Raw genomic sequence first — 14,864 nt, forward strand, 5'->3', positions numbered from 1 at the left:
AGGGCATTGCGCCTGCCGTTGACCTGATGCCACAACAACGGGCGACAGGAACGCGATACTCTTCGGTCATCTCAGGGACAGGCGTCGATGCAATTCCATTTGAACGGATTTGAGGCGGGCGATCCGGAAGTCGCCGATCCCGCGGAGCGCGTTCGAGCCTCTGGGGCGTTCGGGCCTGTTCCGGCTGAAGTCGATGTCTTGATCATCGGTTGTGGCCCGGCCGGCCTCAATCTCGCCGCCCAGCTTTCGGCGTTTCCCGACATCAAGACCTGCATCGTCGAGCAGAAGCCCGGCCGGCTGCTGCTCGGGCAGGCCGACGGCATCGCCTGCCGTACGATGGAGATGTTTCACGCCTACGACTTCGCCGAACGCGTGATGAAGGAAGCCTGCTGGATCAACGAGACCACGTTCTGGAAGCCGGACCCGCACAAGCCCAAGACCATCGTGCGCAGCGGCAGGGTCCAGGATGTCGAAGACGGGCTGTCGGAATTTCCGCATGTCGTCCTCAATCAGGCGCGCGTGCATGATCATTTCCTCGATGTCATGCGACGATCGGCGGCCAAGCTCGAGCCGTACTATGCGCGGCGTGTGCTCGATCTGCGCATCGACCCCGCGGCGCGCTTTGAAGACCATGCCGTGAGCGTCCGCCTCGAGCGGCTCGATCCGTCGCACGAGGGGAGGTTCGAAACCGTCAAGGCGCGCTACGTGGTGGGCTGCGATGGGGCGCGCAGCACGGTACGCAAGGCGATCGGCCAGGAACTGCACGGCGATTCGGCCAATCACGCGTGGGGCGTCATGGATGTGCTGGCCGTCACCGACTTCCCCGATATTCGTTTCAAGTCATTGATCCAGTCCGCCTCCGACGGCAGTGGCCTCATCATCCCTCGCGAGGGCGGCTATCTGGTCCGGATCTATGTCGAGCTCACCGCGCTCGAGGCTGGCGAGCGGGTCGCAAGCCGCAAGATCACGGCGGACGACGTCGTCGCCAAGGCCCAGCGTATCCTCAAGCCCTATACGCTCGACGTGAAGGAGATCGCCTGGTGGTCGGTCTACGAGATCGGCCAGCGGCTTGCCGACAAGTTCGACGACGCGCCGGTAGCGGGGACCGAGACGCGCCTGCCGCGCGTGTTCATCGCCGGCGATGCGTGTCACACGCACAGCCCGAAGGCGGGCCAGGGCATGAATGTCTCCATGCAGGACACCTTCAATCTCGGCTGGAAGCTCGCCGCCGTTTTGCGCAAACGCGCGGCGCCGCATCTCCTGCATACCTATTCGGCGGAGCGCCACGCGGTCGCGAAGGAGCTGATCGAGTTCGATCGCGAATGGGCGGCAATCATTGCGTCGGGCAACCGGCATGGCGAGGCCCTCGATCCGGCCAAGACGCAGGACTATTTCGTCCGGCACGGGCGCTATACCGCGGGCACGGCCACGCATTATCCGCCGTCAATCCTGACGGCGGAGCCGAGCCACCAGCATCTCGCCGAAGGGTTCGTGATCGGCAAGCGCTTCCCGTCGGCGCCGGTGATCCGCCTGGGAGATGCCAAGCCCGTTCACCTCGGCCACGTCGTCAAGGCGGATGGCCGCTTTCGGCTCTTTGCCTTCGCCGGCGCCGAGGATCCCGCGGCCGCCAACTCGCGCCTCCGCGCCCTGTGCGACTTTCTCGCCGAGGCGGGCGATTCCCCAATCAGGAAGTACACCGCAAAGGACGCAGATATCGATTCGGTGATCGATGTCCGCGCCGTATTCCAGCAAGCGCACCGCGACCTGGCTCTCGAGGCCATGCCGTTGCTACTGATGCCGCGGAAGGGGCGGTATGGACTGCGCGACTACGAGAAGATGTTCTGCCCAGATCTCAAGGCTGGTCACGACATCTTCACGATGCGCGGCATCGATCGGGCAATGGGATGCCTGGTCATCGTGCGGCCGGATCAATTCGTCGCGCAGGTCCTGCCGCTCGATGCCCATGGGCAGCTCGCCGCGTTCTTCGATCGCTTCATGCTGCCGGCGAGCTGAAGACAGAACCGCTACTTCTTCTTCTTCGGCGACCAGCCATACGCCTTGGCGCAGGCGCCGCCCATCAACATGGCGCGTTCGGAGGCGCTCAGGCGGTCGGTCTGCAGGAAGGGGTCGACGGCCTGCTGGTAATTGACGACGGCGAACGCGCGCGTCCAATCGGTGCCCCACAGGCAGCGCTCGAAGCCCCAGGCATCGAACACGCGCGCCAGCGGGTCCCAGATGTCGGGGAAGGGGTAGGGCTCGCGCGACAGGGTGCAGGCGCCGCTGACCTTGATGACGGCGTTCGGGCGCTTGGCGAGGTCCAGCACCTTCGGCAGGTCGGCCCACGGTTGCGGCGGCGCGGGCGGAACGCGCGGCTGCAGGATGCCGAGATGATCGATGATGAAGCGCGTCTGCGGATGTCGGTCGATCAGGGCCATGCCGGCGTCCAGATTGCCCCAGCACAGCAAGTTGACCGGGAAATCATGCTGCACGGCGGCGCGCAGGATGCGCTCGAAGCCGGGATCGGTCGGTGAGCGCTTCTCTTCCTCGCGTAGCATGATGCGGATTCCGACGGTGCCCGGAATCTTCTTCCACTCGGCGATGACGTCGGCCACCGCCGGATCGTCCGGATCGACCGGCTTGACGATGGCCATCCGGTCCGGATGGGCCCGCGCCACCTCGACGGCGTAGCTGGCGTCGTAGCGGTACATGGAAAAAGACGAGATGAAGATCGCTCCGTCGACACCGACCTTGTCCATCGCCGCCACCATCTCGTCGCCCGTGACGTGCGGCGGCCAGTTCGGCACGGTGGCCCACGGCCGCTTCGGGGTGTTTGCCTCGTAGGCATGGACCTGGGAATCGATGATCGGCATGGCGCAAGCTCCTGTCGGGCGGGCGAGTTTGAGTATCGCGGCCCGCTCCTGTCCAGAGGCGACGCTATTTCTGTTCCGCTGGTGTGGAGGTGGCGGGCCCTTCGCCGGTGATCAACAGCACCGCCTCTTCATCCTTGGCGCCGTCGTAGTGCACCTGCTTGCCGAAATGGGTGACGAAGGTGCCGGCCGGCATCGGGACCGTGCTGTCGGGATCGAACTTGGTGCCCGTGCCCACCCACCACGTCCCTTTGAGCACCGTGATGAAACGGTCATTGGGATGGAAATGCGGACGGCTCATTCCGCCGGGCAGCCACTTGACCATCACGACGTAGAGGCCGGGCTTCGACGGATCGCCTGCCAGGATTGCCTGTTGGTTGCGACCGGATCCCTGCTTCCACTCGATCTTGTCCGGCAGCGTGAAGGCGACGGCCGCGGGATTGAGATCGGCAGCGATCGCGCTGGTGAACATCGTGGCCGACGCGGCCACGCCGAGGAACAAGCGGGTCAACGAGTGCATTTTAGTCCTCCGACGACCTGTTGGCTGTTTCACGTCAGTGGGGGCACTGTGCCGATCTTATCAGACCTCGGCCGGATTTGGCCGCGAGGGTGAAGAACTCGGCCGCGGAAGTCGCTTATCGATCGACTCGGTAAAGGCGCCACCGCTTCGGCACACCTTTGAGTTGGTGAACACCGCGATCCTTGAAGCGGATTTCAGACTGCGACATCAGATCCTTGACTGCGCTCGAGACCAGGATTTCGCCTGCCCGCGCTTTCGCGGCGACTCGGGCGCCGATGTGAAGCGCGAGACCGAACACGTCAGGCCCGCTCACCTTGTATTCGCCCACGTGTAGCCCTACCCTGATCTCCAGCCCCAGCGTGCGCACTGCCTCGCGGATTGCGGTTGCGCAGCCGACCGCCGCCGCCGGCGCGTCGAATGTCGCGAGCAGTCCGTCCCCCGTCGTCACGACTTCCTTTCCGCGCAACGTCTTCAGCTCTTTACGGACGGCGGCGTAATAGTGATTCATCACTTGTGTCCAACGCGAATCGCCGAGCCGCGCGACCTTTTCCGTGGACCGGACGATATCGACGATCAGGATCGTGGCGAGCACTTGTTCGAGTTCGGCGCCACGATTGGCGGGTCGACGCCGGATCGCGATATTTTCAGCCAGCGGTTCATAGCTATGGCTGCGTCGCCGTGCGACTGCGTTTCTCACATAGTCTTTGGCAGGCTGCACCGCGCCGCAACGAATTGCTTTCTCACGCGGTGGAACCGTCCAGTAAATCTTTCGTCCATCTCCCACGCCATGGACCTCGACAGCGCCCCACTTCAGGAAAACCGTCGAGCCAACCCGGCGAATCCACCATGCCTTTGAGGTGTATCCGGACACGTTCGATTGATGGACTCCAATGCGAAGGAATTTGGGCATGTGCGTGCGGCGCGACTATTCCGGATGGCCCCGCCGAGAATGTGATCGTGCATTCCTGCCTTGGCAACAATGTTCCGAGTCAAAAACTGCATATGACTTGCGCTGTCGTGGATGGCGATGCCTAGCGCGTGATCCTCACGCTTTGCGCTGGACAGTATTGTCGCTCTGGTCCGAACGCCGCCCGGCGAAGCCCTTGTGTCAGGTACCCACCAGGCGCTCCGCCGGCCAGTTGCCAACCCCGCCCCGATTGTGTCTCCTATCGCGACGTCCCGTTGGTTGGCCAAGGGAGTTCACGATGTTCATTCGCAACGCTTGGTACATCGCGGCCTGGGCGGATGAGCTCGGGCAGAAGCCGCTGGCGCGGCGGATTTGTGACGAGCCGGTCGTTCTCTTCCGCGATCAGGCAGGGCGGGCTGCGGCGCTGGTCGATCGCTGCTGCCATCGCTCGGCGCCGCTCTCGAAGGGCGAGCTGGTGCCGGCCGGCATCCAGTGCGGTTATCACGGTCTCGTCTTCGACGGCAGCGGCCGCTGCGTTGCGGTGCCGGGGCAGGCCCACATCTCCGACAGCGTGCGCGTGCGAAGCTACCCGTTGGTGGAAAAGAACCAGTTCGTGTGGATCTGGATGGGCGATGCGGCCGCGGCCGACGCCAGCAGGATCGTCGATTTCCCCTATCACGACGACAAGGCCCGATGGCCCAACAAGCACGACTGCTATCCGATCAGGGCCAACTACATGCTGATGGTCGACAATCTGATGGACCTGACGCATCTCGGCTACCTGCACGCCAAGACGGTGGGCGGCAATCCGGCGGCGCACGTCAACGCCGAGATGCAGACGACACGCACCGCGACCGGCATCAAGTTCACGCGCTGGATGCGCGATTCGGTACCGCCACCGAGCTACGTCAAGGCCGCGGGCTTCAAGGGCCGCGTCGATCGCTGGCAGGAGTTCGAATGGGTGGCGCCGAGCTCGGTCCTGCAATGGACCGGCGCGGCCGATGTCGGCACTGGGGCGTATGAAGGCAAGCGCGAGGGCGGCTTCCAGTTCCGCCTCTTCCACGGGCTCACGCCGGAGACCGAGACCTCGTGCTTCTACTTCTGGTCCTGCGCCAACGGCTATCGCCAGAACGAGCCCGAGGCGACCGAGCAACTCTATCGCGAGATTGCGCCCACCTTCGTCGAGGACAAGGATATGGTCGAGGCTCAGCAGGCGAGGCTCGACGAGCTCGGCGAGCAGGGCCTGGTCAATATCGTGTCCGACGCCAACCGCGTGGTCATGCGCCGCTTCATCGAGCGCCTGCTGGCCGATGAGAAGGGCGCGCTGGCAGCGGAGTAGGAGCCCGTCGAGGAAAGGAGGTGACTCATGCCACGCGTGACGCCCGTTGCCAGCAAAGCCGACGTCGCTCCCGAACATCAGGCCGTCGTCGACGACGTGCTGAAAGTGTTCGGCGCCGTCCGTGGCCCGTTCAGCATGATGCTGCACAGCCCGGAGATGACGAAGCGCATGTTGCCGCTCGTGCCCTTCTTCCGCGACGAAAGCGTCGTCGAAAGCAAGTTGCGCTCCGTTGGCATCCTCGCCGCCGTGCGGGAGCGTGAAGCCGCGTACGTGTGGGCGGCGCAGGTGGCGGCCGCGCGCCGCAACGGCCTACGTGAAGAGGCGATCGATCTGCTGCGCGCGAAAGCGGAGGAGTCGAAGTTTCCGGCTGAAGAGGCCGCGATCGTGACGTACGTCCGTCAGCTCATGCGCACGAATCGCGCGGAGCAGGCCGCGTTCGATGCCCTCCACAAGAAGCACGGTACGAAGTGGCTCGTCGAGCTGACCGCAGGCGTGCACTACTACGCAATGCTGTGCGGCGTGGTCAACGCATTCGAGGTGGCGGCGCCACCGGATGGGGACAAGCTGCCGGCGTAGCGCTTCATCGAGCGCTGCCTCGCTTCGGTGGAACGCATTGGCGGGGCAGGAACGAATGTGGTCACGCGCCTCACGGCATTCATCCTGCTGGCAATCGGGGTCGAGATCGTGTGGGGCGGACTGAAGCCGCTGATTCTCCCCCTTTCCGCAAAATGATCTCTATGTCGGTAGATCCAAGCTATGCCGAGGACCGCAAAGGCCGCGCGAAACTGAGCTCGTGGCCATCGAGGTCGGTCAGATGAAAGTAGCGTTCCCCCCACTCGGCATCGCGGGGCACAGTCGTGGGCTGCCATCCGGCCGCCAACGCACGGTCGTATAGTGCGTCCACGTCGACGACGTAGAAGATGACGCGCCCCCACCAGGACCAGCGATTTTGCGCTGGCTGGGCAATCAGGTTGAGATAGCCCGTTCCCGCCCGAAAGCTGGTAAATGAGGACGCTTCGTCGCCATGCGCGATGTCGAACCCCAGTGAGCGGTAAAATTGAACGGCCCGCCGCATGTCGTGCGTACCGAGTGTGATTGCACTAATCGCTTCGATCATGACGACACATCCAGGCGATGAGATTGACGGAGACGTCGGCGTTCTTGGCCGAGGGCATCGGCATCTTACAGCAAGCCCAAGCTCCTGAAGCTCGCATGCCCCTTGCGGCCGATCACCAGGTGGTCGTGGATGGCGATGCCCAGCGCCTCGGCGGCGGCCTTCACCTGCACGTCATCTCGATGTCGTCGCGTGATGGCTTGGGATCGCCACTGGGGTGATTGTGGACCAACATTGCTCGGAACGCATCGCGTTGACCTGAAACGAGTTTTGTTGCGGATCGGAATCGCTGGGGTATGGAATTGGGATCGGTCACTCGATGATCCAACGTGATCCTCACGCTCGGCAACGTCTGATCACGGCGACGATGCTCAGGGAACGCTTAGGCAGTGGGCGCCGTTGCTCAGGTCCGAAAACGGCCAGCGTTACGCGCAAGTGTGTAGCAAAGTGCCCCTATGGAATTGCTCGACCACAGGACCTGCTACCGCGCGCTCCAGAGCCGCGACGCTCGCTTCGACGGGCATGTCTTCGTGGCCTGCACCTCGACCGGCATCTATTGCCGGCCGATCTGCCCCGCGCGCACGCCGATGTTCAAGAACTGCCGCTTCTTCGCCTCGGCCGCCGCTGCCCAGGAGGCGGGCTTTCGGCCCTGCTTGCGCTGCCGGCCCGAGATCGCGCCCGACCTCGCCTTCTGGCGCGGCACCGCCAACACGGTGAGCCGGGCACTGGCGCTTATCGCCGACGGCGCACTCGACGGCGAGCACTCCGACGTCGAGACCCTTGCCGGGCGGCTTGGCATCGGCGGCCGGCAGTTGCGGCGACTGTTCCAGCGCCATCTCGGCGCCTCGCCGATCGCCGTCGCCCAGACGCGCCGCGTACTGTTCGCCAAGCAGCTTCTGCACGACACGCGCCTGCCGATGACGGAAGTGGCGCTGGCCTCGGGCTTCGGCAGCGTGCGCCGTTTCAACGACGCCTTCCACAACCTCTTTCGCCGACCGCCCAGCGCCCTCAGGCGAAAGGGCGCGGGCACGTCGGCGCGCAATGGGGCGCGCGATGGCGTAACGCTGCGACTGGCCTATCGGCCGCCCTACGACTGGTCGGGAATGCTATCGGCGCTCTCGTTGCGCGCGATGCCTGGCATCGAGTGGATCGACAAGGACGTCTGGCATCGCAGCGTCGACGTCGACGGCAAGCGCAGCAGCGTCGCAGTGGCTCATTTGCCCGAGCGCAACTCGGTGCTCGTCACGATCCGGTTCTCCTCGGGCCGCTTCCCCTCAGCCCGCTTCCCCTCGGTAAAGGCGCTGCCGACCATCGTAGCGCGGGTCCGCCGCGTGTTCGATCTCGGCGCCGACATCGCCACCATCGACCGCCATCTCGCTCGCGATCCCAGGCTCGCGCCGTTGATCAGGAAGCGGCCCGGCCTGCGCGCGCCCGGCGACTGGGAGAGCGAGGCGATGAGCATCGCGCAGGCAAATGTCCCGCCGGCCTGGCGGCCGTGGCACGCCTATGCCGCACAACATCTCAGGATGGCCAAAGTTGGCTGAGCGGCGTTCAGTCCTGACGACGCTTGCTCTTGGCTTAAGCACCTTCCTGATCCTGTTCGATGTGACGGCGGTCGTCGTCGCCATGCCCGCCATCGCCAAGGACGTCGGGCTGGATATCGCGGGCCTGGCATGGGTCATTGACGCCTACAGCCTTGCGTTCGCCGCTGCCCTCCTGGCGTCCGGCGCGCTCGCCGATCGCTTCGGCCGCCGACGGTGCATGTTGGCCGGCAATGCGGTGTTTCTCGTTGCTTCCGTTGCGTGCGGGATGGCCTTGAGCGAACAGATGCTCCTGGCCGCGCGCGTGGTACAGGGTATCGGCGCGGCCTTCATGGCCACGGGCGGAACGGCCCTCGTCGCTATCGCCTTTCCCAACGTCGCTGAGCGGAGCCGTGCGTTCGGCGTCCTGGGCGTGATTGCCGGCGTCGCCATGGCGTTGGGGCCGACGCTCGGGGGCTTCCTGGCTTCGTGGCTCGGTTGGCGCTGGATCTTCTTCGCAAACGTCCCCTTTTGCTTGGCGCTGGCGCTTGTGGTGCCGCGATTGGTCGCCGAGGCGAACGATCGGGAAGGGCGACGGCTGGATCCCATTGGTATCGCGTTGCTGACGATGTCGTTGGGCCTGGCGATCGATGCCCTCTTGAGGCGTGACGGGTCCTTTGCCCTCCGAGCCTCGTGCCTTATTGCCGGCATGGCATTGGCGTTCGTATTCCTGTGGCAACAATGGCGCAGTCCGCGCCCGGTGCTTGATCCCCGCGTGTTCGCGACGTTGGCCATGGCCGGGGTCGCCACGCTGCTGACCGCCATCCAGTTCGGATATTGGGCCGTGCTGGTCTATCTTCCATTCTTCCTGAGTGCGGCCTTGCACCTCAGCATGGACATGGCCGGCGTCGCCCTGCTTGTCGCGACACTGCCGATGCTGCTGGTACCGCTGGTCGGCGGGCGCCTCGCGACGCGCTGGGGATGGCGGCGCCTGTTCATAACTGCCTTTGGGCTCGTCGCCATTGGCGACGTTTCGCTTGTGATTGCGGCCCTTTCTGACGGTCCCGGTTTCCGACTTGCCGCGGCGATCGCCGGCATGGCCATCATCGGCGTTGGCGCTGCACTGGCGAACCCGCAATTGTCGGGTGTCGCCCTGGCTCTTGCCCCGCCAACTCAAGCGGGCATGGCCTCGGCCGTGACGTTCGTCGTGCGCCAAGTCGGCTTCGCCCTTAGCATCGCGGTGTTGGGACTGACGCTTGGCGCCGTGGATGCCTCAGCGACGTTCGCGCAACCCTTCGCCCTCGCCGCACTTGTGGCATTGCTTGGCGTGGTCGCAGCCTCCGTTCTGCTTCCGGCGAAGTCGGACGCCCTGTTGGGACGCCACAACTAGAGCAGCCCAAGACTCCGGAAGCTCGCGTGGCCCTTGCGACCGATCACGAGATGATCGTGGATCGAAATGCCGAGCGCTTCGGCAGCGGCCCTGACCTCGCGCGTCATCTCGATGTCGTCGCGCGACGGCTTGGGATCGCCCGAGGGGTGGTTGTGCACCTTACTCTTCGAGATTCCAATCGATTGGAATAGCTAGGAAAACGTTCGGTCCAAACGGATTTGGTGCCGGCAATTGGGGTATGTTTGTCGTGCACCATCGTGATCATCACGCTCGTTCATCTGTGCACTCGATCAGGCACTTTGGGCCACGGCATGTCACTCCATCCCTTCATTCATCCCGGGCATCAAGTTCAGCGACTGAGGGCGCCTCTCTGATTACCGTTCTGGTAGCCCCGCTTTGCGAAGTCCTTCCGCGAATACCGAATGGTCCTGCGGCCGGCTGATCGGCAGCCAATCTCTGATGTTGGAAATGCGAAGAGCAGGGTCGAACGCCTGCAGCTGATCCGCGGCCCGCTGTGCTTCTTGCAGTCGACCAGTCAATGCCCGACTCGCGGCCACTATGGCAATCGTCATCAGGAAACTCGGCAGCTTTGTGTATGCCTCCTCCGCCCACGCCGACGCAGCGTCGAAGCGGCCCGCGAAGAGGTGTGCCATCGCGATACCAGCCTGCATTCGGTACAATTCCGGATCAACGGGACTCAAACGCATGGCGCGTTCGAAATACTCGATAGCGTTTTCGGGCTCGCCGCGCCAGGTCCTCAGGAAGCCGCCAAGAAACCAGGCAGACGCCAGATTGGGATTGAGAAAAATAGCCCTGTCGAGCAGCGCGATGCCGATGTCGAGCTCGCCTGCGAGATGGGCAAGAGCGTGACCGGCTCGAGTGAGCGCTACGGCATCGTCCCTGCCCAACTCGACCGCAAGGCGCGCCAGTCGTGCGCCATCGGCCGTTTCCTGCTGGCGGTCGATCGACCAGCCGTTGACTCTGCGCCAGAAATAGCACCACGCGGCCATTGCGTGAGCGGCAGCAAACGCGGGGTCGAGGTCGATGCTTCTATGGAATAGCGGCAACGCCTCATCGAGAGACTCCCTGCTGCCTTGGTGCACATGCGCGAGTCCGCGCAAATAGCAGTCGTAAGCATCGAGGCTTCCCGTCGGCTTGCGCTTGGCACGTTCGATCTCGGCCAACTCCACCTGCGGCGCAATGGCGCCGACGACGTTCGTGGCGATCTGATCCTGCAGCTCGAAGATGTCGTCCAGGGTGCCTTCGAAGCGGTCCGCCCAAAGGTGAGCACCGGTCCTCGCATCAATCAGCTGTCCCGTGATGCGGATGCGGCCTGCGGCCTTGCGTACGCTGCCTTCCAGCAGATAGCCAACGCCAAGCTCCCTCCCGATCTGCCTCACATCCACAGAGCGGCTCTGGTACGTGAAGCTCGAGTTGCGGGCGATGACGAATAACCAGCGAAGGCGCGACAACGCGGTGATGATGTCCTCTACCACGCCTTCGGCAAAATAGGCCTGCTCGGGATCTCCACTCAGGTTCTGAAATGGCAAGACCGCGATGGATGGCTTGTTGGGAAGGGAGAGCGCCGGGCGAGGAGATTCGTCCAACATGCGCGAACCGATCTTCGAAGGATCACTTTGGGATTGAGCTTCCGTGACGGCGCCAACGAACCGGAAGCCTTTGCGAGGAACCGTGCGAATGAGGTGTTGCGCCTCACCACTGTCGCCTATCGCCTTGCGTACTGCGTTGATGTGGCTGGTCAGGGTCGATTCGGAGACGATGCGTCCGCCCCACACGGCGTCCAGAAGATCGTCTTTGCTGACAACACGCTCACGATTCTGCACGAGGTAGGCCAATAGGTCGAAGACTCGCGGGGCGATAGGAACTTCCTCGGAGCCGCGCGTCAGCTCCCGTCGCTCGAGATCGAGCATACAATCCTTGAATTGAAATCGCACGCCGTCGGCACCTTGGACGAAAAAGCAAGCTAAACCCAAGAATAGTCCAAGCCCGCCACAAAGCCATGAGCCCTTTCCGTAGCCAATCTCTGCTCCTAAGCCATCTGCCGGCTGGGCCGATGACCAAGGAGCAGCGATGAAGATCGTCATCATTGGAGGCAATGGCCTCATCGGCAAAAAGGTCGTCGCCAGGCTTCGTCAAGAAGCCAATGACGTCGTGGCTGCGTCACCCAGTTCAGGCGTGAACACCATTACGCGCCAAGGGCTTGCCGAGGCTCTTTCGGGCGCGCGTCTCGTCATCGACGTGGCCAACTCGCCGTCGTTCGAGGACCAGGCGGCCCTGGAGTTCTTTGAGAGATCCAGCCGGAATCTGTTGGCCGCCGAAATTGCCGCCGGCGTAAGGCATCATGTTGTGCTGTCGGTCGTCGGAGCCAAGCGCCTGCCTCAGAGCGGCTATCTTCGCGCCAAGGCAGCGCAGGAAGACCTCGTCAAGGCTTCTGCGATTCCCTTCACGATTCTGCAATCGACGCAATTCTTCGAATCCGTCGATGCAATAGTTCAAGCGGGCACGGATGGAGACATGACCCATCTGTCGCCGGCGCTCGTGCAACCGATCGCATCCGATGACGTCGCGGCTGCACTGGCCGATCTCGCGGTCGACAAGCCGTTGAATGGTACCATTGAGATCGCGGGGCCCGATCAGATGCCTCTCGATGCCCTTGCTCGGCAGTATCTCGCCGCAAGAGCGGATCAGCGTCAGGTAATTGCGGACATCCACGCCCGGTATTTCGGCGCCCGGCTGGACGACAAGTCGCTGACCCCGAGCGCTCAGCCCAGTCTGGGGACGATCCGCTTTCATGATTGGCTTAGCGCCTCATTGGGTACAGATCCATGAGTAAGCTGAGCCTGCGCGATCTGCCGGTCGCGCCCGATGCGGAGCAGAGCGACCTGCCGGTTGCCCACCGGCGTTCTGCGAATGTCGAGATGGCACGCGTCCTCAGGACTGTACCGCTAAGCATTGCTCTGGATCCGTCCGGTGGCGCTATCGCCCACTGGAATCACGGAGCGCTGCACGACTTCGTCGAGCCCATGACTGAGCACGTCGTCATGACCTACATCGGCACCATGCAGCGCCTGGAGCGGCGCTCGGAACGGTCAGTTGCGATTGGAATGGCGCGCTCCGGTGCCGTCACGATCATTCCGGCTGGCTCGAGCGCCCGATGGGACATTGCCGGGTCCATCAATGTCCTCCAGCTCTATCTTCCGCACGCAACACTGGAGCGCGTTGCCGCCGAAGCCGACATGGCGGGACCGTCCAATCTCCTGGAGCGAACGGGACATCCCGACCCGACGACCTCGCGGCTGCTCACGAGCGCGGCGGACGTGCTGGACAGCAATAAGGCGCTGGACGCCTTGTTCAGGCAGCAACTGACGGATCTCCTCGCCACACGCCTCCTGGCTGCGCACACCGGCATGCCCGCCACCCACCAGGCAGCCTTGGGCGGCCTCTCGCCGACGGCGCTACGTCGCGCCGTCGAACGCCTGCGCTCCGATGGCGATCCGGACTTGTCGCTCGCTGCCCTGGCTTCGGACGCCAGCTTGTCACGCTTCCACTTCTGTCGCGCTTTCAAGGAAAGCACCGGGCTTTCACCTCATGCCTGGCTGCGTCAATACCGGCTCGAACAGGCCATGACAATGCTGCGTGACCCCAGCGAGTCGATCGCATCGGTCGCGGCGGCGCTCGGCTATGCCTCGCAGACGGCCTTCGCTGCAGCGTTCAGACGGATGACCGGGGAAACCCCGAGCAATTGGCGACGACACGCGCGTTAGCAGCAATCGCTCTACAAGCACGTCAATCGCTCTGGGACAGCTGCACACCCGGTTCACTAGATCATTGCTCTGTCCACACCAACGACCGCCGGAGGCAAGTAGTTCACATGCGACTCATCATCATAGGCGCCGGCTTCGCCGGCATGTATGCCGCACTTTCCTCTGCCCGCCTTCGCGATATCAGGGGCGTCTCACCCAAGGATCTCGAGATCGCGCTGCTTGCCCCGGAGCCCACCCTTGTGGTTCGCCCGAGGCTCTACGAGACGAAGCCCGAGACACTGACGGCCCCTCTCCAAGACGTCCTCAAGGCTATCGATGTCGTCTTCGTGCAAGGCCGCGCCGAGACGATCGACACCAAGGCCCGCGCGGTGGAAATCGTCACCGCCGACGGCCCGTGGAAGACGCTGAACTACGACCGGCTGGTCGTGGCCGCGGGCAGCCGGTTGTTCCGCCCCCTCATTCCCGGACTCGCCGAGTACGCGTTCAGCGTCGACCAGCTCGACGATGCGATCGCGCTCGACCGACACCTGCACAGCCTGGCGGATCGGCCGGCGTCGCGGACGCGCGATACGGTCGTCGTCGCGGGCGGCGGCTTCACGGGCATCGAGGTGGCGACGGAAATGCCCGCGCGTCTGTGCGCGATCTTCGGCAAGAATGCCGAGCCGCGCGTCGTTATAGTCGAGCGCGGCGACGCGATCGCTCCTGACATGGGGGCCGAACCCCGGCCGATCATCGAGGACGCCTTGCGTGAAATGGGTGTGCAGACCCGGCTCGGTGCCGCCGTCGCGGCGCTGGACGGCTCGGGCGTCACGCTGACCGACGGCGCGCGAATCGAGAGCGCGACCGTGATCTGGGCGGCAGGCATGCGCGCGGCGCCGTTGACCGCACAGATTCCGGGCGAGCGCGACAATTTCGGCCGGCTGCTTGTCGACCGCGAGTTGCGCGTGCCGTCTGTGCCTGGGGTTTTCGCCACCGGCGACGCGGCCCGGGCGGCATGCGACGATATGGGCAACTACGCACTGATGTCGTGCCAGCACGCCACGCGGATGGGCGCCTTCGCGGGCCACAATGCGGCGGCCGAACTGCTGGGAGCGCCGACCAAGCCATATCATCAGGAGGCGTACGTCACCTGTCTCGACCTCGGGCCGGCCGGCGCGATCTTCACGCGAGGCTGGGACCGCAAGGTCGAGATGGTCGGCGCGAAGGCAAAGAAGACCAAGCACGAGATCAACACGGAGTGGATCTATCCGCCGCGCCCAGAGCGGGCCGCTGTACTGGCGTCGGCTGACCCCGAACGCGTCACCGCCCTGTAGATGCCTCACGTGGCGCGGGCTGCGCTGTGTGCAAGCGCGCAGCCGGTTTCACCCATCAGATGTTCCTCAACGATCATCGTAGCGTCGTCAATGCCGCGTGTAAGGCGGC

At 64.1% G+C, this 14,864-nt stretch carries 13 protein-coding genes and 2 pseudogenes; 8 read left to right on the forward strand and 7 right to left on the reverse strand.

Annotated elements, in window-relative coordinates; translation table 11 throughout:
* Positions 1 to 87: 87 nt before the first annotated feature.
* Complete coding sequence (locus RSO01_RS00770; protein WP_147145177.1) at positions 88 to 2,013, forward strand: FAD-binding monooxygenase; 1,926 nt, start codon at positions 88 to 90, stop codon at positions 2,011 to 2,013.
* Positions 2,014 to 2,024: 11 nt separating this feature from the next.
* On the opposite strand, the gene RSO01_RS00775 is transcribed toward RSO01_RS00770, so the two are convergent.
* From RSO01_RS00775 to RSO01_RS00785, 3 genes are all read right to left on the reverse strand, one after another.
* Positions 2,025 to 2,870 carry an amidohydrolase family protein gene (locus RSO01_RS00775; protein WP_147145179.1) on the reverse strand — a complete coding sequence of 282 codons (846 nt, stop codon included), beginning with the start codon at positions 2,868 to 2,870 and terminating at the stop codon, positions 2,025 to 2,027.
* 64 nt (positions 2,871 to 2,934) lie between these two features.
* Positions 2,935 to 3,387 (reverse strand): cupin domain-containing protein, encoded by a 453-nt coding sequence (locus RSO01_RS00780; protein ID WP_147145181.1) that lies wholly within the window; start codon positions 3,385 to 3,387, stop codon positions 2,935 to 2,937.
* Between the two features lie 115 nt (positions 3,388 to 3,502).
* Positions 3,503 to 4,297: an adenylate/guanylate cyclase domain-containing protein gene (locus RSO01_RS00785; protein WP_147145183.1), complete on the reverse strand. Its 795-nt coding sequence runs from the start codon at positions 4,295 to 4,297 to the stop codon at positions 3,503 to 3,505.
* 295 nt (positions 4,298 to 4,592) lie between these two features.
* Here RSO01_RS00785 and RSO01_RS00790 point away from each other — a divergent pair, with 295 nt between their 5' ends.
* Together RSO01_RS00790 and RSO01_RS00795 are read left to right on the forward strand one after the other, a co-directional pair.
* The gene (locus RSO01_RS00790) at positions 4,593 to 5,633 is read left to right on the forward strand and encodes an aromatic ring-hydroxylating dioxygenase subunit alpha (RefSeq protein WP_147145185.1); all 1,041 of its coding nucleotides are present in this window, start codon (positions 4,593 to 4,595) and stop codon (positions 5,631 to 5,633) included.
* A 27-nt stretch (positions 5,634 to 5,660) separates the two neighbouring features.
* Positions 5,661 to 6,209: a carboxymuconolactone decarboxylase family protein gene (locus RSO01_RS00795; RefSeq protein ID WP_147145187.1), complete on the forward strand. Its 549-nt coding sequence runs from the start codon at positions 5,661 to 5,663 to the stop codon at positions 6,207 to 6,209.
* Between the two features lie 178 nt (positions 6,210 to 6,387).
* On the opposite strand, the gene RSO01_RS00800 is transcribed toward RSO01_RS00795, so the two are convergent.
* Complete coding sequence (locus RSO01_RS00800; RefSeq protein ID WP_147145189.1) at positions 6,388 to 6,750, reverse strand: VOC family protein; 363 nt, start codon at positions 6,748 to 6,750, stop codon at positions 6,388 to 6,390.
* Positions 6,751 to 6,815: 65 nt separating this feature from the next.
* Positions 6,816 to 6,982, reverse strand: a pseudogene (locus RSO01_RS00805) (JAB domain-containing protein).
* A 220-nt stretch (positions 6,983 to 7,202) separates the two neighbouring features.
* Here RSO01_RS00805 and RSO01_RS49735 point away from each other — a divergent pair.
* Positions 7,203 to 8,291 carry a bifunctional transcriptional activator/DNA repair enzyme AdaA gene (locus RSO01_RS49735; RefSeq protein ID WP_147145191.1) on the forward strand — a complete coding sequence of 363 codons (1,089 nt, stop codon included), beginning with the start codon at positions 7,203 to 7,205 and terminating at the stop codon, positions 8,289 to 8,291.
* Positions 8,284 to 9,657: an MFS transporter gene (locus RSO01_RS00815; protein WP_170302773.1), complete on the forward strand. Its 1,374-nt coding sequence runs from the start codon at positions 8,284 to 8,286 to the stop codon at positions 9,655 to 9,657. Before RSO01_RS49735 ends, RSO01_RS00815 begins: the two co-directional genes overlap by 8 nt.
* Here RSO01_RS00815 and RSO01_RS00820 read toward each other — a convergent pair.
* Together RSO01_RS00820 and RSO01_RS00825 are read right to left on the reverse strand one after the other, a co-directional pair.
* Positions 9,654 to 9,815: pseudogene (locus RSO01_RS00820) on the reverse strand (JAB domain-containing protein); the annotation flags it as partial. The gene RSO01_RS00815 and the pseudogene RSO01_RS00820 overlap by 4 nt on opposite strands.
* Positions 9,816 to 10,031: 216 nt before the next feature.
* Positions 10,032 to 11,612 carry a winged helix-turn-helix domain-containing protein gene (locus RSO01_RS00825; protein WP_147145681.1) on the reverse strand — a complete coding sequence of 527 codons (1,581 nt, stop codon included), beginning with the start codon at positions 11,610 to 11,612 and terminating at the stop codon, positions 10,032 to 10,034.
* Positions 11,613 to 11,748: 136 nt separating this feature from the next.
* On the opposite strand from RSO01_RS00825, the gene RSO01_RS00830 reads away from it, so the two are divergent.
* From RSO01_RS00830 to RSO01_RS00840, 3 genes are all read left to right on the forward strand, one after another.
* Positions 11,749 to 12,507, forward strand: coding sequence for an SDR family oxidoreductase (locus RSO01_RS00830; RefSeq protein ID WP_147145197.1), 759 nt, complete (start codon positions 11,749 to 11,751; stop codon positions 12,505 to 12,507).
* A complete protein-coding gene (locus RSO01_RS00835) occupies positions 12,504 to 13,442 on the forward strand; it encodes a helix-turn-helix transcriptional regulator (protein ID WP_147145199.1) in 939 nt (312 codons plus the stop codon). Before RSO01_RS00830 ends, RSO01_RS00835 begins: the two co-directional genes overlap by 4 nt.
* A gap of 107 nt (positions 13,443 to 13,549) precedes the next feature.
* The gene (locus tag RSO01_RS00840; RefSeq protein ID WP_147145201.1) at positions 13,550 to 14,755 is read left to right on the forward strand and encodes an NAD(P)/FAD-dependent oxidoreductase; all 1,206 of its coding nucleotides are present in this window, start codon (positions 13,550 to 13,552) and stop codon (positions 14,753 to 14,755) included.
* Positions 14,756 to 14,864: the final 109 nt, after the last annotated feature.

The sequence above is a fragment of the Reyranella soli genome (assembly GCF_007992495.1).
Classification (GTDB): Bacteria; Pseudomonadota; Alphaproteobacteria; order Reyranellales; family Reyranellaceae; genus Reyranella; species Reyranella soli.

What these genes read in the sequence shown, in the direction of transcription:
- RSO01_RS00770 (WP_147145177.1), top strand. Translation starts at nt 88, where the DNA reads ATGCAATTCCATTTGAACGGATTTGAGGCGGGCGATCCGGAAGTCGCC.
- RSO01_RS00775 (WP_147145179.1), bottom strand. Translation starts at nt 2,870, where the DNA reads ATGCCGATCATCGATTCCCAGGTCCATGCCTACGAGGCAAACACCCCG.
- RSO01_RS00780 (WP_147145181.1), bottom strand. Translation starts at nt 3,387, where the DNA reads ATGCACTCGTTGACCCGCTTGTTCCTCGGCGTGGCCGCGTCGGCCACG.
- RSO01_RS00785 (WP_147145183.1), bottom strand. Translation starts at nt 4,297, where the DNA reads ATGCCCAAATTCCTTCGCATTGGAGTCCATCAATCGAACGTGTCCGGA.
- RSO01_RS00790 (WP_147145185.1), top strand. Translation starts at nt 4,593, where the DNA reads ATGTTCATTCGCAACGCTTGGTACATCGCGGCCTGGGCGGATGAGCTC.
- RSO01_RS00795 (WP_147145187.1), top strand. Translation starts at nt 5,661, where the DNA reads ATGCCACGCGTGACGCCCGTTGCCAGCAAAGCCGACGTCGCTCCCGAA.
- RSO01_RS00800 (WP_147145189.1), bottom strand. Translation starts at nt 6,750, where the DNA reads ATGATCGAAGCGATTAGTGCAATCACACTCGGTACGCACGACATGCGG.
- RSO01_RS49735 (WP_147145191.1), top strand. Translation starts at nt 7,203, where the DNA reads ATGGAATTGCTCGACCACAGGACCTGCTACCGCGCGCTCCAGAGCCGC.
- RSO01_RS00830 (WP_147145197.1), top strand. Translation starts at nt 11,749, where the DNA reads ATGAAGATCGTCATCATTGGAGGCAATGGCCTCATCGGCAAAAAGGTC.
- RSO01_RS00835 (WP_147145199.1), top strand. Translation starts at nt 12,504, where the DNA reads ATGAGTAAGCTGAGCCTGCGCGATCTGCCGGTCGCGCCCGATGCGGAG.
- RSO01_RS00840 (WP_147145201.1), top strand. Translation starts at nt 13,550, where the DNA reads ATGCGACTCATCATCATAGGCGCCGGCTTCGCCGGCATGTATGCCGCA.